23 protein-coding genes are annotated in these 26,590 nt (G+C 71.1%); 17 read left to right on the top strand and 6 right to left on the bottom strand.

Annotation, left to right across the window (positions count from 1 at the left end; translation table 11 throughout):
* Window positions 1-156 precede the first annotated feature (156 nt).
* The 7 genes from M3190_RS10960 to M3190_RS10930 all read left to right on the top strand — a co-directional run bounded on the left by M3190_RS10960 (window position 157) and on the right by M3190_RS10930 (window position 7,925).
* The gene (locus M3190_RS10960; RefSeq protein WP_251581344.1) at window positions 157-1,149 is read left to right on the top strand and encodes a LacI family DNA-binding transcriptional regulator; all 993 of its coding nucleotides are present in this window, start codon (window positions 157-159) and stop codon (window positions 1,147-1,149) included.
* Window positions 1,150-1,258: 109 nt separating this feature from the next.
* The gene (locus tag M3190_RS10955; RefSeq protein ID WP_251581342.1) at window positions 1,259-2,605 is read left to right on the top strand and encodes a Gfo/Idh/MocA family protein; all 1,347 of its coding nucleotides are present in this window, start codon (window positions 1,259-1,261) and stop codon (window positions 2,603-2,605) included.
* Entirely contained in the window at window positions 2,602-3,540 is a 939-nt protein-coding gene (locus M3190_RS10950) for an NAD-dependent epimerase/dehydratase family protein (protein WP_251581340.1), read from the top strand. The genes M3190_RS10955 and M3190_RS10950 overlap by 4 nt, the downstream gene beginning before the upstream one ends.
* Entirely contained in the window at window positions 3,537-4,436 is a 900-nt protein-coding gene (locus tag M3190_RS10945) for a 5-dehydro-4-deoxyglucarate dehydratase (protein ID WP_251581338.1), read from the top strand. Before M3190_RS10950 ends, M3190_RS10945 begins: the two co-directional genes overlap by 4 nt.
* On the top strand, window positions 4,433-5,521 hold the full coding sequence (locus M3190_RS10940; protein WP_251581336.1) for a mandelate racemase/muconate lactonizing enzyme family protein: 1,089 nt from the start codon (window positions 4,433-4,435) through the stop codon (window positions 5,519-5,521). The genes M3190_RS10945 and M3190_RS10940 overlap by 4 nt, the downstream gene beginning before the upstream one ends.
* Window positions 5,521-6,969, top strand: coding sequence for an aldehyde dehydrogenase (NADP(+)) (locus tag M3190_RS10935; protein ID WP_251581334.1), 1,449 nt, complete (start codon window positions 5,521-5,523; stop codon window positions 6,967-6,969). Before M3190_RS10940 ends, M3190_RS10935 begins: the two co-directional genes overlap by 1 nt.
* Window positions 6,966-7,925: a serine hydrolase domain-containing protein gene (locus tag M3190_RS10930; protein ID WP_251581332.1), complete on the top strand. Its 960-nt coding sequence runs from the start codon at window positions 6,966-6,968 to the stop codon at window positions 7,923-7,925. Before M3190_RS10935 ends, M3190_RS10930 begins: the two co-directional genes overlap by 4 nt.
* A gap of 15 nt (window positions 7,926-7,940) precedes the next feature.
* On the opposite strand, the gene M3190_RS10925 is transcribed toward M3190_RS10930, so the two are convergent.
* Window positions 7,941-8,975: a hypothetical protein gene (locus M3190_RS10925; protein WP_251581330.1), complete on the bottom strand. Its 1,035-nt coding sequence runs from the start codon at window positions 8,973-8,975 to the stop codon at window positions 7,941-7,943.
* A gap of 100 nt (window positions 8,976-9,075) precedes the next feature.
* Window positions 9,076-11,208 carry a beta-galactosidase gene (locus M3190_RS10920; protein ID WP_251581328.1) on the bottom strand — a complete coding sequence of 711 codons (2,133 nt, stop codon included), beginning with the start codon at window positions 11,206-11,208 and terminating at the stop codon, window positions 9,076-9,078.
* Window positions 11,209-11,737: 529 nt separating this feature from the next.
* Here M3190_RS10920 and M3190_RS10915 point away from each other — a divergent pair.
* Window positions 11,738-11,938: a hypothetical protein gene (locus M3190_RS10915; protein WP_251581326.1), complete on the top strand. Its 201-nt coding sequence runs from the start codon at window positions 11,738-11,740 to the stop codon at window positions 11,936-11,938.
* Window positions 11,939-11,971: 33 nt separating this feature from the next.
* The gene (locus M3190_RS10910) at window positions 11,972-12,223 is read left to right on the top strand and encodes a hypothetical protein (RefSeq protein ID WP_251581324.1); all 252 of its coding nucleotides are present in this window, start codon (window positions 11,972-11,974) and stop codon (window positions 12,221-12,223) included.
* 178 nt (window positions 12,224-12,401) lie between these two features.
* On the opposite strand, the gene M3190_RS10905 is transcribed toward M3190_RS10910, so the two are convergent.
* Together M3190_RS10905 and M3190_RS10900 are read right to left on the bottom strand one after the other, a co-directional pair.
* Window positions 12,402-13,004: a TetR/AcrR family transcriptional regulator gene (locus tag M3190_RS10905; RefSeq protein ID WP_251581322.1), complete on the bottom strand. Its 603-nt coding sequence runs from the start codon at window positions 13,002-13,004 to the stop codon at window positions 12,402-12,404.
* Window positions 13,005-13,206: 202 nt separating this feature from the next.
* Window positions 13,207-13,590 carry a response regulator transcription factor gene (locus M3190_RS10900; protein ID WP_251581320.1) on the bottom strand — a complete coding sequence of 128 codons (384 nt, stop codon included), beginning with the start codon at window positions 13,588-13,590 and terminating at the stop codon, window positions 13,207-13,209.
* A 132-nt stretch (window positions 13,591-13,722) separates the two neighbouring features.
* Between M3190_RS10900 and M3190_RS10895 the strand changes: the two genes are divergently transcribed.
* The 5 genes from M3190_RS10895 (at window position 13,723) to M3190_RS10875 (ending at window position 19,419) form a co-directional block, all read left to right on the top strand.
* Window positions 13,723-15,609, top strand: coding sequence for a sensor histidine kinase (locus tag M3190_RS10895; protein WP_251581318.1), 1,887 nt, complete (start codon window positions 13,723-13,725; stop codon window positions 15,607-15,609).
* Window positions 15,610-15,629: 20 nt separating this feature from the next.
* Complete coding sequence (locus M3190_RS10890) at window positions 15,630-15,893, top strand: hypothetical protein (protein ID WP_251581316.1); 264 nt, start codon at window positions 15,630-15,632, stop codon at window positions 15,891-15,893.
* Window positions 15,894-16,260: 367 nt separating this feature from the next.
* Window positions 16,261-17,583 carry an ABC transporter substrate-binding protein gene (locus tag M3190_RS10885; RefSeq protein WP_251581314.1) on the top strand — a complete coding sequence of 441 codons (1,323 nt, stop codon included), beginning with the start codon at window positions 16,261-16,263 and terminating at the stop codon, window positions 17,581-17,583.
* Window positions 17,584-17,650: 67 nt separating this feature from the next.
* Window positions 17,651-18,559, top strand: a complete 909-nt coding sequence (locus tag M3190_RS10880; RefSeq protein ID WP_251581305.1) for a carbohydrate ABC transporter permease — start codon at window positions 17,651-17,653, stop codon at window positions 18,557-18,559.
* On the top strand, window positions 18,553-19,419 hold the full coding sequence (locus M3190_RS10875; RefSeq protein WP_251581302.1) for a carbohydrate ABC transporter permease: 867 nt from the start codon (window positions 18,553-18,555) through the stop codon (window positions 19,417-19,419). The genes M3190_RS10880 and M3190_RS10875 overlap by 7 nt, the downstream gene beginning before the upstream one ends.
* A 5-nt stretch (window positions 19,420-19,424) precedes the next feature.
* Here the strand turns inward: M3190_RS10875 and M3190_RS10870 are convergent, their stop codons facing one another.
* Window positions 19,425-20,288 carry a helix-turn-helix domain-containing protein gene (locus tag M3190_RS10870; protein WP_251581300.1) on the bottom strand — a complete coding sequence of 288 codons (864 nt, stop codon included), beginning with the start codon at window positions 20,286-20,288 and terminating at the stop codon, window positions 19,425-19,427.
* 93 nt (window positions 20,289-20,381) lie between these two features.
* Here M3190_RS10870 and M3190_RS10865 point away from each other — a divergent pair, with 93 nt between their 5' ends.
* A complete protein-coding gene (locus M3190_RS10865) occupies window positions 20,382-23,615 on the top strand; it encodes a DUF5107 domain-containing protein (protein WP_251581298.1) in 3,234 nt (1,077 codons plus the stop codon).
* Window positions 23,612-24,916 carry a cellulase-like family protein gene (locus M3190_RS10860; protein WP_251581296.1) on the top strand — a complete coding sequence of 435 codons (1,305 nt, stop codon included), beginning with the start codon at window positions 23,612-23,614 and terminating at the stop codon, window positions 24,914-24,916. The genes M3190_RS10865 and M3190_RS10860 overlap by 4 nt, the downstream gene beginning before the upstream one ends.
* Before the next feature lie 27 nt (window positions 24,917-24,943).
* Here the strand turns inward: M3190_RS10860 and M3190_RS10855 are convergent, their stop codons facing one another.
* Window positions 24,944-25,879 (bottom strand): NADP-dependent oxidoreductase, encoded by a 936-nt coding sequence (locus M3190_RS10855; protein WP_251581294.1) that lies wholly within the window; start codon window positions 25,877-25,879, stop codon window positions 24,944-24,946.
* A 109-nt stretch (window positions 25,880-25,988) separates the two neighbouring features.
* Between M3190_RS10855 and M3190_RS10850 the strand changes: the two genes are divergently transcribed.
* The gene (locus tag M3190_RS10850) at window positions 25,989-26,477 is read left to right on the top strand and encodes a MarR family winged helix-turn-helix transcriptional regulator (protein ID WP_251581292.1); all 489 of its coding nucleotides are present in this window, start codon (window positions 25,989-25,991) and stop codon (window positions 26,475-26,477) included.
* Window positions 26,478-26,590: the final 113 nt, after the last annotated feature.

Here is a 26,590-nt window from a genome sequence, read left to right as displayed (position 1 = left end):
CGGCATCCCGCCGCACCGCCTCCAGCCGCTCCTGCTTCGCGGCGCGGTCGGCAGCAGATCCGGACATCGTCGTCTCCCGTCATAAAACGTTTCCTCGCATAGTATGGCCACACCGACAGGCGCGACGCGCACGCCGGAAGGCGCGAGGGGGAGCCGATGGCAGGGGCCAAGCAGACGACGATCACCGACGTCGCCAAGCACGCCGGCGTCTCACTGGCGACCGTCTCACGGGTCATGAACGGCAACGCGACCGTCGACCCAGCCCTCGCCGAGCGGGTCCGCGCCTCGGCCACCGAGCTCGGCTACTCCGCCAACCCCCTCGCCCGCAGCCTCGTCCTCGGCAAGACGCAGACGATCTCCGTCGTCGTGCCCGACCTCTCCAACCCGACCTTCCAGGGCATGCTCCGCGGCCTCAGCCGCGCCGCCGTCGCCGACGGCTATCACGTGCTCGTCGCCGACTCCGACGAGCACGAGGAGCAGGAACGCCTGCTCGCCCTCGAGTCCCGTCGCCGGTCCGACGGCCTCGTGCTCTGCGCGCCGCGTATGTCGGATGCCGCCCTCGCCGAGGTGCTCGCCGAAGTCGCCCCCGTCGTGCTCGTCAATCGCGCCGGCGACGCTCCGAGCGTCGCCGCCGATTACCGCACGCCGCTGCGCGAGGTCATCGACCACCTGTACGGACTCGGGCACCGCCGCATCGCCTATCTCGCCGGCGCCAAGCGCAGCGCCTCCAACGCGCAGCGCCTCGCCGCCCTCGACGACGCCCGCGCGACGCTCGACGGCTGCGAGATCGTCGAGATCCCCGCGGGTGTCGACTTCGCCGCGGGCGCGGACTCGCTCGACGCCGTGCTCGAGACCGGCGCCACCGGCGTGCTCGCCTTCAACGACCTGTCTGCGATGGGCCTGCTGAGCGCCGCGACCGAGCGCGGACTGAGCGTCCCCGGCGACCTGTCCATCGCGGGCTTCGACGACATCCCCTTCGCGCGCTACACCTCCCCCGCCCTGACGACGGCCGCCGTCCCGACGGCGGAACTCGGTGCCCTCGCCTGGCGCGCCCTCCGCGCCCTCCTGCAGGGTGAGTCCCCCGAGGCGACGCACACCGTCGTGCCGGAGGTCATCCTCCGCGGCACGACCGCTCCGCCCGCTCCCTGACCGGCGGGGAGATCCCTCCTCGCGGTCCCGGCAGTATCCGTGCTACCGTCGAGAAAACGTTTCCTGAGTCGGTTTCGCGGCTCGGAGGAGTCCGGCACGAAGGAGAGCCATGACCACCCGGTACGCCCTCGTCGGCGCAGGCCACCGCGCACAGATGTACGTGGACGCCATCGCCGACGACTACCGCGACCGCGCCGAACTCGTCGCGATCTGCGAGCCGAACCCGACCCGCGCGCAGTTCTACGTCGACCGCCTCGCCGGCCACGGCCTCGCCGCCCCCACCACCTGGCAGCCCGACCAGCTCGAGGAGATGATCCGCACCGAGCGCATCGAGCGGGTCATCGTGACCGCCCGCGACGACCTGCACGCCGAGCTCATCGTCCGATCGATGGATGCCGGGGCCGACGTCGTCGTCGAGAAGCCCCTCACCATCGACGCGGCCAGCGCCGCCGCCATCGAGGCCGCCGCCGAGCGGACCGGCCGCACGGTCGTCCTCACGTTCAACTACCGCTACGCGCCCCGCAACACCGCCCTCCGCCAGGTCATCGCCGAGGGCCGGATCGGCCGCGTCACCTCGATCGATTTCTCCTGGATGCTCGACACCCAGCACGGGGCCGACTACTTCCGCCGCTGGCACCGCGAGAAGGAGCACTCCGGCGGGCTCCTCGTCCACAAGTCGAGCCACCACTTCGACCTCGTCAACTGGTGGATCGCCCAGCGCCCTCGCCGCGTGTTCGCCTCGGGCGCGCTCCGCTTCTACGGCGCCGAGAACGCCGCCGCCCGCGGCCTCGGCGACCGTCCGGAGCGCGGCACGCACGACGGCGACCGCGACCCGTTCGAGCTCGACCTGCGCGGCGACGACCGCCTGCGAGCGCTGTACCTCGACGCCGAGCAGCACGACGGCTACGTCCGCGACCGCGACGTGTTCGGCCCGGGCATCACGATCGAGGACAACCTCGCCCTCGTCGTCGACTACTCGGACGGCGCGACCCTGTCGTACTCGCTGAACGCGCACGCCCCGTGGGAGGGCTACCGCGTCGCGGTCAACGGCACCGAGGGGCGCGCCGAGCTCGAGGTCGTCGAGCGGGGCGCCGTCCTCGTCGGCGACGGCCTGCACCCGGTCGTCGACCCGAGTGCTGTGCAGGATGCCGCTCACTCGAGCCTGCGACCCATGGGTGAGCGCCTGCTCGTGCAGCGTCACTGGGAGGAGGCCGTCGAGGTTCCGATCGTCTCAGGCGAGTCCGCCCACGGCGGCGGCGACGCCCTCCTTCTCGCCGACGTCTTCGCCGGCCCGGTGGACGACCCGCTGGGTCGCCCCGCGGACTGGACCGACGGCGTGCGCTCGATCGCGGTCGGCATCGCCGGCAACCGCTCGCTCGAGACCGGCATGCCCGTGCAGGTCGCCGACCTGGGTGTCGCCATCCTGCGCGAGCCGACGAGCAGGGACGTGCGATGAGCCGCGTCGTCGTCACCGGCGGTTCCGGCCGGCTCGGGCGCAACCTCGTCGCCGGGCTCGCCGCCCGCGGGCACGAGGTCGTCTCCCTCGACCGCGCGCCCTCCGACGACCTGCGCATAGACGGGGTCGAGCAGATCTCGATCGACCTCCTCGACGCCGCCGCGACCCGCGACGTGCTCGCCGGGGCCAAGGCGGACTCGATCGTCCACCTCGCGGCGATCGCCGTGCCCTTCAGTGCACCCGAAGACGTCATCATGCGCACCAACACCGGGCTCGCCGTCTCCGTCCTCGGCGGAGCGGTGGATGCCGGCATCCGACGGATCGTGGCGGCATCCAGCCCGACCGTCCTCGGCTACGGCAACCCGTCCGGCTGGCTGCCCGAGTCCCTGCCGCTCGACGAGACCTCGACGCCGCGGCCCTGGAACGCGTACGCGCTGTCGAAGCTCATGATCGAGCAGACCGTGACGATGCTGCACCGGCGCACGGGCGACGACGTCCGCTACGCGACGTTCCGCCCCTGCTACGTCATCGCCCCGGAGGAATGGGCGGGCGCCCCGACCCAGCAGGGCCACACGGTCGCCGAGCGCATCGCCGATCCGGCGCTGTCGGCCCCGGCGCTGTTCAACTACGTCGACGCGCGCGACGTCGCGTCGTTCACCGATCTGCTGCTGACCGCGCTCCCCGACATCCCGAACGCGGAGCTCTTCTTCGTCGGCGCCGACGACGCCCTCGCCGACGCGCCCCTGGCGGACCTCCTGCCGCGCTTCGTGCCCGGCACCGAAGACCTCGCCCGCGCGCTGACGGGCACCTCGCCCGCGTTCTCGAACGCCAAGGCGGCGCGGGTGCTGGGCTGGCGTCCGCAGCACTCCTGGCGCGACGCCCTCACGACCCCGCTCCCGCACGCCGCCATCGATCGAAAGGACGTGCCGGTATGAACTTCGACGGCATCCTCTTCTTCCCCGTCACCCCCTTCGACCCCGCGGACCGCGTCGAGACCGACCTCCTGACCCAGCACGTCACCGCAGGGGTGGATGCCGGTGCCGGCGGCGTCTTCCCCGCGTGCGGCACGGGCGAGTTCCACGCCCTGTCCGCCGCCGAGTCGGCCCTCGTGGTCCGGACGGCGGTCGAGGCCGTCGCCGGCCGCGTCCCCGTCGTCGCCGGAGCCGGCGGTCCCCTCGGCCACGCGATCGAGGTCGCCCGCTCCGCCGCGGATGCCGGCGCCGACGCCCTGCTCGTGCTGCCGCCGTACCTCGTGGGCGCTCCGCAGCGCGGACTCATCTCCTACGTCGAAGCGATCGCCGCGGCATCCGATCTGCCCGTCGTCGTCTACCACCGCGGCTCCGCAGCGTTCACCGCGGACTCGATCCGCACGCTCGCCGCGAACCCGAAGGTCGTCGGTTTCAAGGACGGCGTCGGCGACATCGGCGCGACGCAGCTGATCGTCCGTGCCGTGGCGGATGCCGGGCGCGACGACTTCGCGTTCTTCAACGGTCTGCTGACCGCCGAGCTGACGCAGGGCGCGTACCGCGGCATCGGCGTGCCGCTGTACTCGTCGGCGGCCTTCGCGATGATCCCCGACGTCGCCAATGCCTACTACCGCGCGTACGTCGACGGCGACGAGGCACGACGGCTGGCGATCCTCGACGGCTTCTACGCGCCGCTCGTCGCGCTCCGTGACGAGACCCCCGGCTTCGGCGTCTCGCTCATCAAGGCGGGGCTTCGCCTCGAGGGCCTTCCGGTCGGATCCGTCCGCGCGCCGCTGGTCGACCCGACGCCGGCGCAGGAGGCCCGCCTGGCCGAGATCCTCGCGGCGGGTCGCGCGCTGCTGTGACCACGATCGCCTCCTTCGACGCCCGGCTGACCCGGGTGCCGCTGACGCGCCCGTGGGCGGCGGACGTCACCTCGGTCGGCGTCGTCGCGACCCACGTGGTGCGCTCCGACGGCACTGAGGGGTGGGGCTTCTCGTGGACCCCGCAGATCGGCGCGGAGGCGGTGCTCGCGCTGCTGCAGCACGACATCCCGGCCTTCGCCGTCGGCCGCTCGGCCGCGCCGGCGGAGCTCTGGCCCGAGCTGTGGCGCCACCTGCACGAGGCGGGCGGCGGCGGTCTGACGACGATCGCGATCGCGGGTCTCGACCTCGCGCTGTGGGATGCCGCGGCCCGATCGGCCGGCGCCTCCGTCTCGACGACGATCGGTCGCCGCCGCGAGTCCGTGCGGTCGTACGGCAGCGGCATCAACCTGCACTACGAGCTCGACGACCTGCTCGCGCAGGCCCGGCGCTGGGTGGACGCAGGATTCGGTGCCGTGAAGATGAAGGTCGGCAGCCCCGATCTCGCCCGTGACGTGGAACGCGTCGCCGCGGTGCGCGAGGTCGTGGGACCGGACCGCGCCCTCATGGTCGACGCGAACCAGCGGTGGGACCTCGACCGCGCGACCACCGCCGTCGAGGCGCTCGCGGCGTACGGCATCGCCTGGGTCGAGGAGCCACTGCGCGCCGACGATCTCGCAGGCCACATCGAACTGGCCCGGCGGCTGCGGAGCGGATCGGCCGTCCCGATCGCCCTCGGCGAGAACGTGCACACCCGCTACCGCTTCGACGATTTCATCCGCTCGGGCGCCGCGCAGGTCGTGCAGCCCAACATCGTGCGTGTCGGCGGGATCACCCCGTTCCTCGAAATCGCGGGCGACGCCGTCACCGCGGGCGCCGACCTCCACCCCCACCTGTTGCCCGAACTGTCGGGCCAGCTCGCGCTGGTCCTGCCGCAGGAGGTCCTCGTCGAGGACATCGAGGACGCCGCATTCGGCGCGCTCGGTGCGCTCGAGGGCCCCTCCCCCGTCGCGATCGTCGACGGAACCCTGACCGAGGTGCCCCACGAGGGCCTCGGGCTGCGCTTCACCCACCCGGAAGGACCGTGATGACCACGTCACCCGAAGAGCTCACCCGTCTCACCGATGCCGCCGCGGCGGCCGCGCCGATCTGGCGCACGTCGTCGGCCGACGGCCGCGCCCGCTGGCTGACGGCGGTCGCCGACGCGCTCGACGCGCACGCCGACGAACTCGTCGCGATCGCCGACCGCGAGACCCGACTGGGCGCCGTGCGCCTGCGCGGCGAGGTCGGTCGCACGACCGGTCAGCTTCGTCTGTTCGCCTCGGTCGTCCGCGAGGGCTCGTACCTCGAGCTGACGGTCGACGACGCGGATGCCGCGGCGACCCCGCCCCGCCCGGAGCTGCGTCGCCTGCTGGTCGGCGTCGGCCCGGTCGCGGTGTTCTCGGCCTCGAACTTCCCCTTCGCGTTCTCGGTCTGCGGCGGCGACACCGCCTCGGCGTGGGCTGCGGGCAACCCCGTCATCGTGAAGGCGCACTCCGGCCACCCCGAACTCTCGAAGCGCACCGCCGCCATCGCGATCGAGGCGCTCGCGGCCGTCGGCGCACCCGACGGGTCGCTCGCGCTCATCGAGGGCCGCGAGGCGGGCAACGCGCTCGTGCAGCACCCCGTCATCCAGGCCGCCGGGTTCACGGGCTCGCTCTCGGGCGGCCGCGCGCTGTTCGACCTCGCGAGCGGGCGGCCGGACCCGATCCCCTTCTACGGCGAGCTCGGCAGCGTCAACCCGGTCGTCGTCACGACCGGCGCGGCAGCGGCTCGCGGTGGCGAGCTGGCCTCCGGTCTCGTCGGCTCGTTCACTCTCGGCGCCGGACAGTTCTGCACCAAGCCGGGCGTCGTCTTCATCCCGCAGGGCGGCGGTGTCGAGCATCTCGTGGCCGACGCCGTCGCCGGTGCGGCCGGCGGTCCGCTGCTGACCGACCGCATCACGACCGCGTTCCCCGACGGCATCCGCGACCTCGAGGCCGACCCGTCGGTCGAGGTGCTCGCGCACGGTGCCGAAACGCCCGACGGCGCCCGGCCGGTCGTCCTGACGACGGATGCCGCATCCGTCGCCGAACGCGCCGAGACCCTGATCGCCGAGGTCTTCGGCCCCGTGACCCTGCTCGTCCGCTACGGCGACGAGGCTGAGCTGCTCCGCGCGCTGCGCGCCGTGCCGGGAAGCCTCACGGCGACCCTGCACAGCGAGGCGGGCGAGGACGTCGCCGAGGTGCTCGAGCTGTTGCAGCTGCGCGCCGGGCGCGTGCTGTTCGCCGGCTGGCCGACCGGCGTCGCCGTGACGTGGTCGCAGCAGCACGGCGGTCCGTGGCCCGCGACGACGTCGCTGCACACCTCGGTCGGGGCCACCGCTATCCGCCGCTTCCTGCGCCCGGTCACCTTCCAGGACGCCCCCGACGCGCTGCTGCCCGAGCCGCTCCGCGACGCGTCTCTGGCGCAACTGCCGCACCGTCGCAACGGCGTGCTGCAGGTGCCGACCGCGTGAGCGCCGCGTTCGACCTCGTCCGCGGGCACGTCGAGGCGGGCCGGCTGCCGTCGGCCGTGCTCGGCGTGGCTACGGCCGACGGCACGGTCGCCCTCGAGGGGTACGGAGCCGCGGCATCCGCTCGGTACCCGCTCTTCTCCATCACGAAGCCGCTGCTCGGGATAGCGGCGGCTCGAGTGATCGAGCGCGGCCTGCTGACGACCGAGACGCCGCTGACCGCGGCCGTGCCGGAATTCGGCTCGGCGCGCGAAGACGTGGTGCGGCTGCGCCACCTCGTGTCGCACACCGCCGGCATCGCCGAGCCGCCGCTCGACCCCCTGACGCCGCTGCGGACCGAGCTCGTCACGCGCGGACGGGACTTCGTCGCGGGAAGCGCGTCGCGGTACTCGTCGCTCGCGTTCGAGGGCATCGCCGCACTCGTCGAGCACGCGACCGGACAGGATTGGGCGGATGCTGTCGGTCAGTGGGCCGGCGAGATCGGAGCCGACGGGCTCAGCCTCGACCACGCGGGCTCGGTCGAGGTGGTGGACGCGGCCCGCTCGGGTGTCGACATGGCCCGGTTCGCCGCGATCCGGCATCCGGGCGCGGGCATGGTCGGGCGGGCGGAGGACCTGCTGCGGCTGGGATCCGAGTTGCTGCGCGTCGAGGGCGGGGCGACCGGCGGAATCCTGCAGCCGGCGACGCTCGCGATGATGCGACGCTCGCTGATGGGCGACATCCCGCGGCTCGAGCCCTACCCCGCCGAGAGCGGACAGGATTGGGGCTTCACCTGGAACCTCCGCACGCGCGCGCCCGGGCTCATCGACCGGGACGTCTACGGTCACGGCGGCTGGGCCGGCACCGAGTTCTGGGTGCACCCGAGCGCCGGTCTCGCCTGGGTGCTGCTGACGAACGCCGTCTCGCGCCGCGGCGTCGACCTCGACGCGATCGACAACGCGGTGGTCGCGGGGCGGTGATCGGCGGCGTCCTCGCTACCGGAAGGCGAAGACGAGGATCAGGACGGGCGCCACGACCAGGTAGCAGAAGCCCAAAACCAGAGTGACGGCTGTTCGCGGCGAGGTCACCTGCCGCAGTCGGCGGCCGTCATCACCGACGCCGGGCGGCGGGGTGAGGATCTCCGAGGTCGTCTGCTCCGCAGATCCCCGCAGAGTGTCGTCGCGCCATCGCGCCCACTGATCGACTTTCCTGCTGAGGGCGCGGACCGTGACCAGCAACCAGGTCCACGTGTCGGGGTCGATGGTGACGAGCGGCCCCTTCGCGTACAGGAACAGCCAGTCGTCGACGATCTCGGCATCCAGCCGCGCCGCGGTGTCGATGAAGCGGGCCATGATGTCGGGCGCGAACAGGTACAGCGCGTCCTTCTCGTAGCCTGACGGACAGTACAGGGCGAAGTGCCGATCGAACTCGCCCTCCAGACGCAATCGCTGGTCGGGGTCGGGGACGTACATCGATTCACGGCCGCCGACCACACCGCGCTCGGCGAGGCCGTCGAGCACGATGTGCGGCAGTGGGGCGTCGAGCTTGATGGCGACGTATCCGCGTCCGGAGTAGTTCCCGATCTCCACGAAGCGTTCGCCCGGGAGGTGGATCGTCGGATCGGCCGCCTTGGATCTCCACTTCGTGAAGAGGATGCCGGGATACCGCGGCTCGTACTCGCGGCCCGCGTAGATGAGCCCGTTCGCCTTCGTGAACTCCGCGACGCGGTAGGGCGACTCCACCCGCGGGTCCCAGGCGGTGTTCACATAACGCCACGTCACCGGAACCACCATGATCACGAGCGCGAGGAGCAGGACCTCCCACGGCTCCGGCCATGTCCACATGCCGAGGTGGCCGAGGATGAGGGCGGGGACGAAGATCACCGCCACCAAGGTCGCGAGCAGCAGCAGGATCCAGGCGGCCGTCAGGGCCGGCGTCCCGCGTCCGACCGACCACCGCGGCACGTGCTTCTTGTTGAAGGCCTTCACCACCGCGCGATCCACCGGATCGGTGAGGGCCGAGAAGTCCATGTCGTCACGCTATCGGGCGGGCGACGCAGAGGTGAGCACGAGACGCCAGCGGTGGGCCCGAGGCCCGAGAGCGCTACTCCCTGCCGAGTGCGCCCGCGCGTCAGATGCGTACACTCGCGCGCGGCTCGAACTCCGCACGCGTGATCCCAGCTCCGACGGGCGCGGCGCCCGGGAACCGCACGCTCCCCGTCGGAGGCGCGGGCAGGATCTCGATCCGCAGCTCGGTCGCATCGCCGCGCGCGTCGGCCGGGATGCGCCAGGGACGCCCGGTCCACAGCGCATCGAAGACGAGCATGCCGCCGGCCCAGGCGCGGGCGGCATTTCCGGTCCACTCCAGACGCAGGGTGCGGTCGTCGCCGGGCTCGAGGGCGATCGTCGAGACTGCCGCGGCATCCCACTCCGTCGGGATCGACGCGCGACCGCCCTGCTCGGCACCGACCGGCGGAGCTCCGGCGGGCCGTTCGAGCGTGACCTTCACCTCGGACGCATCCCCGGGCGCGACGTCGACCGCCGACCACCCGTCCTCACCCAGCACCCCCACGCGGGGTGCCACCGCAGCATCCCGCGCGAACATCACCTCGCCGTCCGTGGCGACGACACCGCCCGGCGCCCACACGATTCGCGCATCGACCACCGCGACCGCATCGGCATCCGCCTCATCGAGCACGAGCACCCGAGCGACGACACCGCCGTCGCGCGACAGCTCCCACATCCGCCCGCGGTCCGCGGCGACCTCCGCGACGTCCGCGTCGGCCGAGAGCTGCGGCGGGATGCCGTCGGTCGCCGCCGCGACGAGCAGCGGCGCTCCCCGCCACGTCACCTCGGTCACCGGTTGAGCGGTGACCCAGTGCACGGTCGCCTCACCGAGCCGCATCCCGAACGGCCACGCGAACACCGCACCGCTCGGGATGTCCACCTCCGGGAAGACGGTCCCGCCGACCTCGAACCGCACGCCCTCGTGCCGCGGCAGGTCGACGCCCGGGTGCCGGTTCACGACGAACACGAATCCTCGGTGCCCGTCCGACCGGACGGACCAGCGCAGTCGCGTCAGATCGGGCGAATCGGCGGCACCGTCGGGGAAGGATGCCGGCATGGCGGCGAGGGCCGATCCCCAGCGCGCGAGCATCAGATGCTGCCGGCGGAGCGCCGCCCAGCTCGCCCGCGGAGCGCCGTCGATCTGCAGGGGCGCGCCGAAGTCGTAGGCGATGTCGGGGAAGTCGTTCGGTCCGCCCGCGACGTGGGATTCCTGCAGCCCCGGCCGCGGGTTCCGGCCGTCGGCGTACATGTAGTAGCCCTGCCACACGCTGCCGGACGCGAGCTTGGCCATCGCAACAGCGGCGACGTCGCCCGCGGGCACGTCGAGCCGCCGGTGGTACGCCGAGGTCATGCCGGCGCCCAGCTCGCAGGTCGTGAACGGATGCGGCGGCCGCACCGCCTCGGCCACGGGCTCGCCGGCCCGGTGATCCGCGCCGATCGAATCGTCGTCGCGGCGCGGCGACGGGTAGAAGTTGGCGTGACTGCGCAGGTCGGGCTCGACGTCGGCGTCGACCCAGAACGATTCGGGGTATCCGCCGTAGACCGGCAGGAAGCCCGCGGGCAGCTGCGCGCCGCCCCAGCCGGTCGCGGTCCACATGGGCGCGCGGAGGCCCAGCCCCTCCGCCATCTCGCGCAGCCGGGTGAGATGTTCGGCCCCGTCGTACAGCTCGTTGTCGACCTGGATCGAGAAGAAAGGGATGCCGCGCACCTGCTCGGCGAGCTCGGTGTACCACCGCTCGACCTCGGCGAGATAGGCCGCATCGTTCGTGCGGAGAGGAAGTCCCGAGTCGGCGAGCCAGTCGGGCAGCCCGCCGTGCCGCGCCTCGGCGTGGGCGTACGGGCCGATCCGCAGGATGAGCCCGAGCTCGACCTCGCGCGCCGCCTCGAGGAAGGCGCGCACGTCGAGTCCGCCGGTGAAGTCCGGCCGTCCGCGCTCCGGCTCGTGGTGGTTCCAGAGGACGTAGGTCGACACGTGGGTCAGGCCGCCGGCGCGGGCGGCGGTGAGCACCGGCATCCACGCCTCGCGAGGGATGCGGGAATAGTGGATCTCGCCCGAGATCGGGAACACCGGAGCGCCGTCGCGGCGCACCGACTGCGCGGTGACGTCGACGCCGGAGTCCTCACCCGCCGACGGTCGGACGTCCGCGGGCTCAGCCGGGACGGGCGGACGGACGGTGAGGGCGTGGACGCGCGTCATCGGGACTCCAACGGGGCGGGGAATAGGTTCGAGCCTAGAAGCGGGGGCGTCGCGCCACAGGCAAGGCCGTCGGATCGTCCAGGCATACCGTCGGCGGCGTGCAGCAACGACAGACCTCTCCGCGACGGATCGCCCTCGCGAAGGAGCGTGGCCTTCGGCAGGTCAGGATGCGGAGCCGGACAGCCTGCGGCGGCGAAGGAGAGCGATGACAGTGATCGTGGCGCCACCTGCGGAGAGCAGGACACCGAGGACCACTATGTTCACGTGCACCCAGGTTCCGGCAATCGGCGAGTCGGCACTGGTTCCGATCGTGCCCCCGGCGACCAAGAAAAGACCCACCAACACGAGAAGGGAGCCCAGAGCGACTCGACCGGCGCGACTCTTCATCATGCTCCGAGTCAAGCACGTCGACTCATCCCGCGCGGGCTGTCAGTATCCCGGCATGGAGTCGCTCATCCTTCAGCGCATGGGAATCGACCGCATGCGCACTCACGGGCGGTTCTTGCTCTTCGGGGGGATGGTCTGGTCCGTGCCCAGCGCACTCACGCTCGCGAACGAACCTGCCCGACTCTCCGGCTGGGGGTTCGCGTGCTTCTCGATGGGATGGATCATCGTCGGCATTCGCCAGCTCGCGAAGCACCGGGCGGCTGTCGGCGTTTTCGAGGCCGAGCACGGAGCGGATGCCGGGAAGCAGGAGCCCGTCCGGATGCCGCGTCGCAAGCCGGAGTGACCGATGCAGTGGTGGCTGCTCAGAATCCTCGAGGTGACGACCCGCCTCGTCCTCCCGATTGGCGGCGTCCTCCTGAGCGTCCTCTTCACGTGGCTCGCCTTCGTGATCACCGACGAGCGCGGCCGAACCGACCCGGTCGGCCTGCTCGTGCCGACGGGCCTTCTGTTCATCTCGTCGGTTGTGATCCTGGTGGCGGCCAACACGCCCGCCGCACGACGCCGGTGGCAGCAGCAAGAACTCGGTGACGAGGGCGACGACGACCAGGACGAAGAACGGCGCCCATAGCCTGGGGTGGCGTCAGGTCGCCGCTTCCTCGTTTCCCCCGAGCTGATCGCACTCGCCGTCGTCTTGGCCGCCTGTACGCGCGGCCGGGGCGTCGCGCCAGAGGCGAGGCCGTCGGATCGTCCAGGCATGCCGCGGCATCCGCCAGGAACCACCCCGCTTCAGAGCGGGATCGAGTCGCTCACGGCTCGCCCCGCCCCACCGTCCGGTCCACGACGGCGTCGAAGACGCGGCGCACCTGTTCTGCTTCGACACCGTCGCCCGCCTCGAGGGTGAACGCATCGAAGATCGCGGCGAGCTCAAGAGCGACGAATGATGCCTCGTCCGGCGCGTGATCGACCACCTGATTGTGGATCCACTGCCGGATCCACTGGCGATGCCGGGAGAGCAGCAGAGTCATGTCCGGGTGAGAGCCGCGGTACTCGGCGATCGCGTTCAGCATGATCGCATTGTCCGGAGCGGTGTCGAGGAGCGCGGTCAGTCGCGCCGCGGCAGCCGAGTGGCCGGCTTCGATCGTGACGAGGGATTCACGGAACCGGGTGGACGCGCGCGTCAGGTAGTCGAGGACGAGGTCGTCCTTGCTGGTGAAGTGCCGGTAGAAGCCCGATTTGGGAACGTTGGCCGCCGACGCGAGCGCATCGATGCTGACGGCCCGGATGCCCTGGGCCGTGAACAGGCGATCTGCGGCGTCCCGCAGCCTCTCGGGCGGACGGACGGGGAGCCAGCCGCCGCGATGGGGGGTTGCAGCGGCCGGCTCCCCGCGACGAGCGATGTCTGGGGCCATGAGACTCCTTACTTCACACGTCGTCGGCCGCGTACACGCGACCGTTGAAAGCTGCCGAGATCGAGACGGCGCTCGAAGCCGAAGCTGAGCGTCGGGCCATGTGCCGCGATGTGGGGGCATCGCAGGAGGCTGCGTCCATTCTCGACTGCTTCCGAGGATGACCCTACACCGCAAACGGTACTTTTTAGTACCTTTCTCTAAATCAGGCGGGCGCAGCGTTCGGATCGCGCAGCAGCGCCTGCACGCGCGAAGCGAGTTCTTTCGGGGAGAACGGCTTGAAGAGGTAGTCGTCCGCCCCCGCCTGCCGCGCACGTTCGACGTCGGCGGGCCGCGCCTTCGCGGTCAACATGAGGATCGGAGTCGCATCGAACCGATGATCCGACCGGACAGCCAGACAGATATCCAGCCCGCTCAACCCGGGCAGCATCCAGTCGAGGATGATCAGGTCCGGCTGACTCTCGAGGGCCGCACGAAGACCACTGTCGCCGTCCGCAACGGTCGTGAACTCCAAGCCGGCGGCCTCGAGGCTGACGTCCACGAGGGCCGCGACATCCGGGTCGTCTTCGATGAGGAGGATGCGGCGCATAGGAATCCCTTCTGGACGAGAACGGTACTATTTAGTACCTTCTTGAATATGTTCGGCGACGAGGCGCTCACCAGCCTCTTTACTCCCACGGCTCCCGCCCGGCGGGGACGGGGTTTCCCCTGGTGGGCGTGGATGGTAAGCGCCGTCTCCATCTTCGCGCTGGCGCTGGGCGGCATCTTCTTCGCGCCGCCGGGGAGCCCCGTCGCCATCTGGTGGCCGGCCGCCGGCGTCTCCGTCTTGGTGGGCTTGCTGGCGTCGCCTCGATCCGCCGTTGCGTCGATCCTGATGGTTCTGGGCGTCACGATCCTCGCCAATGCAGTGGGCGGGCGCCCCCTTCTCGTCACAGTGGCCTTCGGTCTCGCAAATGCCGCCGAAGTCCTCGTCGTCCTGTGGGTCTGCGGCGCCTTCCGCCGGCGGATGAGGCTGCGCGGGCTCGGCGACGCGGTCCGGTTCGCCGCCGCCGCGGGGGCCGGCGCGGTCACGGCGGGGTCACTGGCGGCGATCACCGTCAGCACCCTCGGCATCGGCGACTTCGGACGGACGATCATCTTCGTGTCCGCCTCCCATGCGGCGGCGGTTCTGATCATCGCCCCTCTCGGCATCCTGCCGCATTCACCCCTGCGCCGCCTCGCGCCGATCGAGATCTCCGTCCAGACGCTGATCCTCGCCGTGACGATCGGAATCGTCTTCGCACCGGGAGCGACCCTCCCCCTGGCGTTCCTGCCGTACCCCTTGCTGGCGTGGGCTGCTTTCCGATTCCCCCTGCGGGTCGTCGTCGTGCAGCAACTGGTCGCCTCCATCGCCATCCTCTTCCTCACCCTCAACGGTGGCGGACCGTTCTCGGCGCCCCGAATCGACGTCCTCACCGGAGCAGCGCTCGCGGAGGCCTTCCTCGTCACCTTCGCGGGCTTCGCCGTCGTCCTCGCGAGCGCCCAACACCAACTTCGTGAGACGACCCGCAGCCTCAGCGTGTCGACGCGCCTGCTCTCCGGCGGCATCATCGATGCCCAGGTCGGACTCGCCACCGCGCGGCCGTCGCCGGGCGGATACGCGGTGCTGTGGCGCAACACCGCCGCTCGCGACCTGTTGGGAGCGGAGCTCGGTGACACCGGCTTCTGGGCAGGCGCCGTCGCGGACAGTGCTGCCGATGCACTCGAGACGGGGCAGCCGGCCACGGTAGAGGTGGACGACCGCGTCCTCACCGTGGCAGCCAACCCGATGAGCGACCACGAACACACCTTCGCGGTGCAGATCATGGACGTCACGTCCATCGTCCGGGCACAGCAGGCTCTCGTCGGCGCCGAGCGCGCGAGAGCAGACGCGCTCGCCGCGCAGGCCGACCTCGACCGCCAGCGGGAGGACTTCGTGTCGACGACCAGCCACGAGCTGAGAACGCCGGTCACGAGCATCGTGGGATATCTCGAACTCCTCCTCGGCGCCTCGGCCATCGGCGACCGGGAGCGAGGCTGGCTGAGGGTGGTCGACCGCAACGCCAAGCGCCTCCTCGGCATCATCGAGGACCTCCTCACCTTCGGGGAGGCGCAGGAGCCGATCACCCATGACCGGCCGAGCGTCGACCTGGCCGATGTCGTGAGCGACGTGCTCTCGACCCTCGGTCCGCTCATCGACCGGAAGGGACTCGACGTGCAGGTCTCCGTTCCCCGCATCACGGTGGCATGCCGCGACGACGATGCACACCGAGCCGTCGCGAACCTGCTCAGCAACGCGACGAACTTCACCCCCCACGGCGGGAGGATCACGGTGAGCGCAGAGCGCGCGGACGAGCGAGCCCTCCTGCACATCGAGGACACCGGGCCCGGCATGGACGATCACGCCCTGGCTCACGCATTCGACAGATTCTTCCGCGCCCCGGACGCCGCGCGGATGAGCACACCCGGAACCGGGCTCGGTCTCGGCATCGCTCGAGAGCTGCTGCGCCGGAACGACGCAGCAGTGGACCTCCAGCGCGCGACCGAGCGCGGTCTCAAAGCCACGATCACGTTCGCCTCAGGGCGATGACCGATACACAGCAAGGCGACATGATGGACACCGCAGACACACCCACCACGACGATCGCCATCGACGGCGCCGTCTTCCGGCTCGCGGAACGGACGGACATCGATCGACTCGCCGACGACATCCTCGCCGCTGCGCGGACCGGAGCCGCCTTCGTGACCTTTCGCACCCGGGATGCCGGTGATGTCCGGGTGCTCGTCACCTCGATCAGCACGGTGAACATCGCCACGCAGACCGCGCCGCTCGTCTGGGAGCCGCCGGTGGACGTGCCCTTCGAGTTCGAGTGACCGGCGGCCGGCGGCCGCCGGTGCGCGTGCGCGACGTCATCCCTTCGCCAGAGCGCGCGTGCCGACGGGCATCCTGCTCATCTCGTCGGTCGTGATCCTGGCGGCGGCGAACACACCCGCCAGCCGGCGCCGGTGGAAGCAGTACGAGATGGGCGACGAGGGCGACGACTGACGCCGCGCCATCGGATCGTCCAGGCTTGCCGCCGCATCCGCCATGCCGCGGGTGCCGCCGGGGCGAATAGCCTCAGTCCGCACCGCGACGAGCCGTCCATGCCCGAGCAGAGCGACACGGCGCGATCCACCCGCATACCGCCACCTGAGGCATCGGCGGTACGAGTCCTCGCCTCGTTCCATGCAAAGGAGCATCATGACCCTCACTGTCCGACTCCGTCGGCCCCTCGTGGCCCTGGCCGCGATCACCGCTGCCGCCGTGACCCTCGCCGGGTGCTCCGGTGGCGGTGGCGAATCCCCTGCCGACGGCGAGCCCGTCGAGATCACCTTCCAATCCTGGGTGCCGAACATCGATCGGGCCGTCGACGCGTTCAACGCCTCGCACGACGACATCCAGGTCACCCTCGAGACGATCACCGCAGGTCCTGACGGCGGTTACGCCACGATGCTCTCGGCGGTGCAGGCCGGGAACGCGGCGGATGTCGCACAGGTCGGCTACGACTCCATCCCCGACTTCCTCATCAACGACGGCCTGGAGGACATCACCGAGTACGCGGCGGACTCCGCGGACCTCTTCGTGCCGTGGCAGTGGGAGACCGGCGTCTTCGACGGTGCGGTGTATTCGATCCCGCAGGCATCGGGTCCGCTCGGACAGTTCTACCGTGCCGACATCTTCGAGGAGCTCGGACTCGAGGCGCCCACCACGTGGGACGAGTACTACGAGGCCGCGAAGGTGATCCGCGCCTCGGACCCGGACCGGTACATCGCCGCGTTCGCGTTCAACCAGGCCCCGTGGATGATCGGCCTCGCGCAGCAAGGCGGCGCGAACTGGTTCGGCACCGAAGGCGATGCCTGGACCGTCGACATCGACGGCGCGGAGACCCTCAAGGTCGCCGAGTACTGGCAGAAGCTCGTCGACGAGGACCTCGTCAAAGTCGTCGCCGACATGTCGAACGAATGGAACGCCGACATCCAGAACGGGAACATCCTGAGCTGGATCTCCGGTTCGTGGGCCGACGCGATCGTGCGCGGTACCGCGCCCGAGACGGCGGGATCCTGGGCGGTCAGCGCGGTTCCGCAGTGGGAGGCCGGTCAGAACGTGTCGGCGACGTGGGCAGGCGGCTCGGCGAGCGTCGTCCTCCGCGGCACGGACCACCCGGCCGAAGCGACCGAGTTCGCGGTGTGGCTCAACTCCGATCCGGAGTCGGTGTCGATCCTGACGAGCATCGGTGCGGGCTGGCCGGCCGTGGCCGACACCAGCGCCATCGCGTCCCTCCAGGACGACCCGGAGGTGTTCGACTTCTACGGCGGCCAGGACATCTGGGACCTGTTCGCAGAATCGGATGCCGCCGTCGACACCTCGTGGAAGTGGCCGCCGCTGTCCTCGACCCTGTTCGCCTCACTCAGCGACAACGTGTCGGCCGCGGTGGAGAACGGCACGCCCCTCGTCGACGCCTACCGCCAGACGCAGGAGGACGTGGTGTCCGCGCTGACGGAGCGTGGCATCAACGTCCAGTGACCACCGGTGGGAGGGCGCGAGGCGCCCTCCCACCCTCATCCCTCTCGACATCGACCGGAGCCTCTGAGTGAGCACTGCCCCCTCCCCCCGCCGCATGCGCCACCCCGCGAAATGGGTGCTCCTGCTGCCGTTCGTGGTGATGTTCACGCTCTTCTTCGTCGCCCCGATCGTCTACGCGATCGTGCAGAGCATGTTCGCGACGAAGAGTTCGGGGCTGGGTCTCGGACGCCCCGAGACGACGTTCGTCCTGTTCGACAACTACGCGCGCGCTCTCGCCGACCCCGCGTTCATCGAGAGCGTGGGGAGACTGGTCGCGTTCGCCGCGATCGAGGTCCCGCTGATGGTTGCCACGGCATTGGGCCTCGCCCTTCTGCTCGACTCGGGCAAGGCTCGATTCCCGCGCTTCTTCCGCGTTCTCTACTTCGCGCCCTACGGGGTGCCGGGGGTGATCGCGACCCTCCTGTGGGGCTTCCTCTACATCCCCGCGACGAGCCCCGTTCTCCAGGTGCTCAGCGGCGCAGGCATCGACGTGAACCCGCTGACGAGTGCGGGAGTCCTGTTCGCGATCGCGAACATCGCACTGTGGGGGTTCGCCGGCTACAACATGGTGATCCTGATGGCCGCGCTCGAAGCGATCCCCTCCGAGCTCTACGAGGCCGCGCGGGTAGACGGCGCCTCGACCTGGTCGACGACGTGGCACATCAAGCTGCCGCTCGTGCGCCCCTCGATCGTCCTCGTCACCGTCTTCACGATCATCGGCACCCTCCAGCTGTTCGTCGAGCCCCTGGTCCTGCAGCCGCTCACCTCAGCCATCAGCACGACCTTCACGCCGAATCTCGCCGCGTACAACCAGGCGTTCGCCCAGGGCAACCCGAACCTCGCAGCCGCCATGGCGGTTCTGGTCGCCGCCCTCGGGTTCGTCTTCTCGTTCGGATTCCTCCGACTCGTCAACCGGAAGGGGTCCCGCGCATGGTGAACCGCGCACCCGCACAGCGCACCGGCGTCCCGAGCACTCTGGCGGTCAACGTCGTGCTCGCCGTCGCCGGGATCTACTTCCTGCTCCCGCTCGTCTGGGTCGTGGTGGCCGCGACCAAGTCCCCGGGCGACCTTTTCGGCTCGTTCGGTCTGTGGTTCAGCGACTCCCCGCGTGCCTGGGACAACCTCACGTCTCTCTTCACGCAGAGCGGAGGCGTGTTCACCCGCTGGGTCGGCAACAGCATCCTGTACTCGGGGGTCGGCGCGCTCGTGGCGATGATCCTGTCGGCTGCGGCCGGGTATGCGATCGCCAAGTACCGCTTCCGCGGCAAGGAGGCCCTCTTCTCGGTCATCCTCGGCGGCGTCCTGGTTCCTGCCACCGTCATCGCCCTGCCCCTGTACTTCCTGTTGAACACCGTGGGCCTCACCGGCTCGTACTGGGCGGTCCTGCTACCGAGCATGGTGAGCCCGTTCGGCGTGTACCTGGCGCGCATCCACGCGAACGCCAGCGTGCCCGATGAGATCATCGAGGCCGCCCGCCTCGATGGCGCCGGGGACCTGCGCATCTTCGGCACGATCGCGACCCGGATGATGGCGCCGGCGTTGGTGACGATCTTCCTGTTCCAGTTCGTCACGATCTGGAACAACTACCTGTTGCCGCTGGTCATGCTCAACGACACGAAGACGTTCCCCGTGACCCTCGGCCTCACGCTGTGGAACTCGCAGACGCAGCGAGACCCTGCCTTCTACTCCCTCGTCGTCATGGGGTCGGCGGTGTCGGCGGTCATCCTGGTCGGGCTCATGATCGCCCTCCAGCGCTTCTGGCGGGCTGATCTCACCGCCGGCGCCACGAAGGGCTGACCCGCTCACCCCTTCCGCTGGTCGCGATACGCCGTCGGTGCGACGCCGTGCGTGATGCGGAAACGCCTCGAGAAATAGAACGGGTCGTCGATTCCCACCCGGCGACCGACCTCGCCGACCGGCAGGTCGGTCGTGTCGAGCAGGTGGCGGGCGCGCGCCATCTTCAGTGCGAGATGGTGTGCGATGACGCCGCCGCCGGTCGCGTCGCGGAAGAGGGCGGCGAGGTGTGACGGCGAGACGCCGACCATCGCGGCGAGTTCCCCGACATGGACGTTCCCGTCGACGCGCTCCTCGAGGTAGCGCAGGGCGCGCTCGAGAGGGGTGCCGTGCTCGGGGAGAAGGCGATCGACGGCGAGCTGGGTGAACAGCCGCCAGACCATTCCGGATGCCGCGATGAGCCTCGCCGGCGTGGTGTCGCGCGCCAGCGACGTCGAGATCTCATCCAACAGCGCGGTGACCCGCTCCACACCGCGGAGCGAGAGGGTCACCTTCTCCGGTGTCACCCCGGCCACCTCCAGCAGGTCGCCGACGTCGGTACCGCGGACGTGGCACCACCAGATCGTCCAGGGATCCTCCGCGTCGGCACCGTACGAATGCGGGATGCCGCCGGGCAGCACGATGGCCGTGGCCGTGCCCACCCGCATCCGCTGCCCGTGCGTCTCGACCCAACCCGATCCCGCGACGCAGACGATCACGATCGTCTCGGGCGCCCCTGCCGGACGGTGACGACCATGATCCACCGCGCGCGGGAAGTACCCGGCGTCGGTCACGACGATGCGTCGGGTCACCGGCCGGGTCAGTGCCGCCTCGACCAGCGGGCGCGGCACGACACTGAGACGCTGATGCTCGAAACCGTCCGCGCGCTCCATGCCCCCATCATGGCGCACGCCATCATCGGATCATCCATGCTCGAGCCGTGATCGGCCATGGGTCGCGCCGCGTCGGCCCCGTAGATTCGCACCGTGACCGACGACGCGCCCAGCCGCATCCGCCTGCCCGACGCCCCCGCCGACCAGCGAGAGCTCCTCGAGGCCGGCGGCGTCGCGTGCTGGAGCGAAGACGTCGTGATCGACACGTACGAGCCCGGTGACCCCGATCCCTACCCGGCGTTCCTCGACCGACGGGTCTACCAGGGCTCGAGCGGGCGGGTCTATCCGCTCCCCATGATCGAGTCGATTTCGCACGAGAAGCGGCCTCGCACGTGGCAGGCGATCCACCTCGAGAACGCCTACGTCCGCCTCATGCTCTTGCCTGAGCTCGGGGGCCGGATCCACATCGGGTACGACAAGGTCGCCGGTTACGACTTCTTCTATCGGAACAACGTCGTCAAGCCCGCGCTCGTCGGTCTCGCAGGACCCTGGATCTCGGGCGGCGTGGAGTTCAACTGGCCGCAGCATCACCGACCGGCGACCTTCCTCCCGGTCGACAGCCGCATCGAGCGCGAGGACGACGGTGCGGCGGTCGTCTGGCACAGCGACCTCGACCCGCTGCAGCGGATGCGAGGCGTCCACGGCGTCCGGCTCCGCCCGGGGTCATCACTCATCGAGCTCGACGTGCGCCTGCACAATCGCGTCGATGTCCCGCAGACCTTCCTGTGGTGGGCGAACGTCGCCGCCCGGTCGCACGACCAGTACCAGTCGTTCTTTCCCGACGACGTCCGCTACGTCGCCGACCACGCCCGACGTGCGATCACCGCGTTCCCCCGCGCGGACCGGCCCTACTACGGCGTCGACTACCCGGCGCTCGCCGCCGAGCGCCCCGACGCCGACCGCATCGACGTCTACAGCAACATCCCGGTGCCGACCTCGTACATGATCACCGACACCGAGGACGGCTTCTTCGGCGGCTACGATCACACCGCCGACGCCGGGTTCGTGCACTGCGCGGACCCGGCGATCTCACCGGGCAAGAAGCAATGGACCTGGGGAGACGGTCCCATCGGCCGCGCCTGGGACGACCAGCTCACCGACACCGACGGCCCGTACGTCGAACTCATGGCCGGCGTCTACACCGACAACCAGCCCGACTTCGCGTGGCTCCTGCCGGGCGAGACGAAGACGTTCACCCAGCACTGGTACCCGATCCACACCATCGGGCCGGTGCGGCAGGCGACGACGGATGCCGCGGTCTCGGTCACGTGCGACGGCTCCAGGTCGCGCATCGGCGTCCTCGCCACGCGCGCGCACCGAACGGCTCGCGTCGAGGTGGATCTCGAGGGAGGTGGACGCGAGAGCATCGACGTCGCCGTCGGGCCGGCGGCCCCAGCGGTGCTCGAGATCGCCGGCACCGCGCGGGCGATCGCGGTGTCCGCCGGTCAGACGGAGCTCGTGCGCTGGGTCCGCCGCGACGCCCACGCGGGCGAACCCTGGGTCGCCACGGCGCCCGAGCCGCCCGCGCGCATCACGGGCATCGACGAGCTGCTGCTTACCGCGACGCATCTGCTGCAGTACCGGCATCCCACCCGGTCACCCCTTCCCTACCTCGAAGAGGCGCTGCGGCGCGATCCGGGCGACGCGCGCGCACACACGATGCGCGGATCGTGGCACCTGTCGCGGGCGGACTACGAGGCGGCGCGCGACCACCTCGACGCCGCCGTCGCGCGAGAGACCGGCCGCAACCTCAACCCGCGTGACGGTGAGGCGCACTACCTCCTCGGCCTCGCGCTGGAGCGTCTCGGCGAGCGCGCGGAGGCCGATCGGCGCTTCGCACGCGCGGCGTGGAACGCGGCATGGGCGGCCCCGGCATCCCTCGCCCGCGCTCGGCTCGCGCTGGGCGACGGGCGACCGGCGGACGCGATCCGCCTCGCGGACGCCGCCCCGGGGATCCCCGAGGCACGTCGACTCACGGTGCTCGCTCTGCGCCGACTCGGGCGCGAGGATGAGGCCGCGGCGTTGCTGCAGGCGCTCGTCGCCGCCGATCCGCTCGACCCCATCACGACATTCCTCGCCGGGGGTGAGACGCCCTCCGATCCGCGCGCGGCGCTGGATGCGGGTGCCGAGTTCGCGCGTTACGGCGAGTTCGACGCCGCGCTCGCGGCGACCGGCACCGCCGCGGTCGGAACCGCCGGGTTCGGCAGCATCGAGCCGATCCGTCGAGCCGTCCGCGCCGCGTGGGCGGATGCCGCGGGCGTGACCGACCTCGCCGCGGCGGAGCGCGCCGCGGCTGACACCCTGAGCCTCGACGGCGCCTTCCCCGCCGGGCTCGACCAGCACGATGCGCTCGTCGCGGGGGGTGCCGCCGGGTCGGCCGCCGCGGCCGGGATGCTCGGCGCCTGGCTCCTCGACGCCGGGCGGGACGCGGATGCCCGGGCGATGCTGCGGCGGGCGCGGGACCTCGGCGGCGCGGATCCCGTGGTCCTGCGCAATCTCGCCCTCGCGACCGTCCGAGCGGGCGGCCGTCCCGGCGACGCCGTGGAGCTCTACGAGGATGCACTCGCTCGTCGTGCCGACGCTCGGCTCGTACTGGAGCGCGACCTCCTCGCCCAGCTGACGGGGACGGATGCCGCCACCCGCCTCGCGCTGCTCGAACGCCATTCCGCCGCGCTCGACGCGCGGGACGACCTCGCGGTCACCCACATCGGACTGCTGCTCGACTCGGGCAGGCTCGACGACGCCTGGCGGACCCTCACGACGCGGACGTTCCGCCCCTTCGAAGGCGGCGAGGGCGTCGTGATCGCGGCATACGACCGCGCCGCGTGCCTGCTCGCACGCCGCGCCTGCGCCGACGGACGAACGGATGCCGCCATCGCCCTGCTGACCGAGGGGATCGACGCCCCCGCGAACCTCGGAGAAGGGCGGCATCCCGCGGCCCCCCAGGCAGAGCGCTACGTCGCGCTCGGCGACGCTCACCGGCTCGCCGGAGACGAGGCGGCCGCCCGATCCGCATGGGAGCGGGCGCGCGAGACGACGCCGCTCGCGGTCGCGCCGCGGCCCGCCGACGAGGCGACGTTCTGGATCGGTGTCGCGCACGCGCGGCTCGGCGAAACGGCGGCCTCGACCGCCGTCTGGGACGACCTCGACGCCCGCGCCGCCCGCATCGAGGCCGCGCCCGACGACGTCGACTACTTCGCGACGTCGCTGCCGGAACTGCTCGTGTTCGATCTCGACACGGCCGAACGTCGACGCGCCCTCGCCGGCCGACTGCGCACGCTCGCCGCAGACGGGCGCGCGCTCTCCCTCGAGAGGATGGACGCATGACCGACCGCTACCTGGGCTCGGGCACCGTCGCCGAGGAACCTCACGGACCGACCGGCCCGGTGCCCGCACACCTGCCCGACCGCCTCGCCATCACCCTCTGGGACTTCTCCTGGTACACCCGCGCGGGCGAGGGCGACGTCTTCGCCGACCTGGATGCCGCCTGCGCCGACGCGGCCGCGCTCGGCTACAACGCGATCCGCATCTGCGCCGCGCCGCTGCTGCTGTTCGGCGGGCTGGGCCTCGACGAGCTCGCCCGGGATCTCGAGATCGAGGGGCTCGGACCGGCGGCATCCGACGGCTACTACGGTCAGCGCACGCGCTGGTACGACACCCCCGGCGGCTACGTGCTCGACCTGTATGCACACCTCGAGGCGCTGTTCGCCGCCGCGCGGCGTCACGGGATCGTACTGATCCTCGCGAGCTGGGAGTACCAGCAGTCACCCGCGTTCGCGCGCTCCCCTCGGTGGTTCGAGGCGATCGACGCCGTGCCGCTCAACCGCCGGTACGCCGTTCTCGGCGCCGCGTGGGACCGGATGCTGGCGTGGATCGACGAACGCGGATTCCGCGACCTCATCGCTCTCGTGGAGCTGCACAACGAGGTGGACTTCTCGATCCTCCCCGCGCTTCGCGATGGCGGGGCGGCCGAGGTCCAGCGGCTGCGAGCGCGGCATCCCGATCTGCTCGTCACCGCCAGCTACGGCAAGCCGCCGCACCTGGCCATGCACCGGGTGCCGGACGGGCTGGGAGCTGCGCAGTTCCACGTGTACAGCTACGGCGTGCTCGACGCCCTGCAGCAGCGCGTCGACATCCGTTCAGAGGGCAGCGACGACTTCCCGAACGCCGAGCTGCGCGCCCTGCTGCGCGCCGACGCCCCGACCCCCGAGGACTACGGCCGCCCGGCGGAGTGGAAGCTGCGCGCCACGGTCGTCACCGACCAGATGATCTACGGCTACGACTGGGTGGATGCCGCTGCATGGGACGCGTGGCTCGCCGCCGAGTATCCGCGCTACGCCGAGGTGATGCGACGCGAGATCGAGTCCCGCGTCATCGCGATCGCCGAGTGGGCGCGGTGGCACGGCGTGCCGGCGATCGTCGGCGAGGGATGGGTCGGATACACCCCGCTGCACGGCGGGTTCGAGGAATCCGAGACCGGTCGCGAACTCGCCGAACACGGCATCCGCACGGCCCTGGACCGCGGCACCTGGGGCGTCGTCCTCTGCTCGAACGCCGCCCCGCACCACCCGATGTGGCAGCTGCGCGACTGGCAGCGCGAGATGACCGCGCTCGTGCGCGAAAGCTGACGATCACGCAGGCCGATTCGTGCCGACTCACGCACCCGGCGTGACGACGATCTTCCCGTGCACCTGCCCTGCCTCGAGGCGGGCGTGGACCTCGGGCAGCTCGGCGAGCGGAACGCGCTCGGCGATCTCGACGCGCAGCTCGCCGGCGTCGACCAGGCGGACGAGCTCGGCGAGCTGATCCCGGTCGCTGCGGACGAACACCGTCAGCCCCCGGACGCCGCGCGCCTCGTCCGACGGGGTCGCCATCCACGCGGTCGTCGAGACCACCACACCGCCGTCGCGGACCCGCGCGGCGAGCGCGACGAACTCCTCCGCGCCGATCGGGGCGAGATTGAGCACGACGTCGACCGGTTCGTCGATCACGGATGCCGCGGATGCCGCTGTGTGATCGATCACGCGGTCGGCCCCGGCATCCGTCACAGCGGAGCGGGTGCGCGGACTCGCCGTCGCGATCACCTCGGCACCGGCACGCTTCGCGAGGCGCACGGCGTGCAGGCCGACGACACCCCCGGCACCCGTGATCACGATGCGCTGGCCCGCCTTCAGGTCGGCGTACTCGAACAGGGCCTGCCACGCGGTGAGAGCCACGGAGGGAAGGCCGGCGGCATCCGTCAACGCGACGGAGGCCGGAGCCGGCACCAGCGCCTCGGCGGGGGCGACGACGTACTCCGCCGCTGCGCCGTCCTCGGTCATCGGCAGGAACCCCACCACGGCGTCGCCGACAGCGAGACCGGTGACACCGTCGCCGAGCGAGACCACGGTTCCGGACACGTCGTATCCCGGAGTGTGCGGCAGGGTGATCGGGATCGGCAGCCGGCCGAACCGGATGCCGTTGTCGGCGGGGTTGACCCCCGCCCCCGCCACGCGCAGCAGCACCTGCCCGGCCGCCGGTGCCGGCGCCTCGACGTCGTCGAGCGTCAGCACGGACGGGTCGCCGGTCTCGAAGAATCGCATCGTCTTCATGATGTTCCCTTTCTCAATGTGCTTCGAATCTGAAGCAATAGGACGACCGTAGCGCTGTTTCGATTTCGAAGCAAGTGATTCGAACTCGAAACATGGGTACTCTCGAGGCATGAGCGAGATCAGCGACGCCGGCCTGGCTGCGTACTTCGCCGTGACCGAGGTGGGCAACCTCCTGCGGCACGCCGTCGAACGGCAGCTGAAGGATGCCGGTGGCCTCAGCTACGTGCAGTTCCACGTCCTGGCGACCCTGGGCGATTCGCCCGACGGCAGCGCACGCATGACGGACCTCGCCGACGGCGTCGTCTACAGCCGGAGCGGTCTGACCTACCAGGCACAGCTCCTGGAATCGCGCGGCCTCGTCGCCCGAACCCCGTCGGTCGACGACGAGCGGAGCGTGACGGTGACGATCACGGATGCCGGTCGAGACCTGCTCGCGACGGTCTTCCCCGGGCACCTCGAGATCCTCCGGGGCTACTTCCTCTCCCCTCTCGCCGCCGGCGAGGCCCGCATGCTCGCCGACGTCCTCGGGCGGGTCCGCGACCACATGCGCGCCGCCCCGCCGCGCTCCGCGAGCGCGCGCCGCCGCAAGGCCGACTGACGCGAGTGCGCCGCCCGGCTCCCCGGTGTCCACATCATGTGCTCAGGACGAGAACACCCGTCCTGGACTGCACGGATCGTGTGTGGTGGTCCGCAACACATGATGTGGACACC

Source organism: Microbacterium oleivorans (assembly GCF_023715745.1).
GTDB classification, from domain to species: Bacteria; Actinomycetota; Actinomycetes; order Actinomycetales; family Microbacteriaceae; genus Microbacterium; species Microbacterium oleivorans_D.
This window is presented reverse-complemented; position numbering and strand designations above follow the sequence as displayed.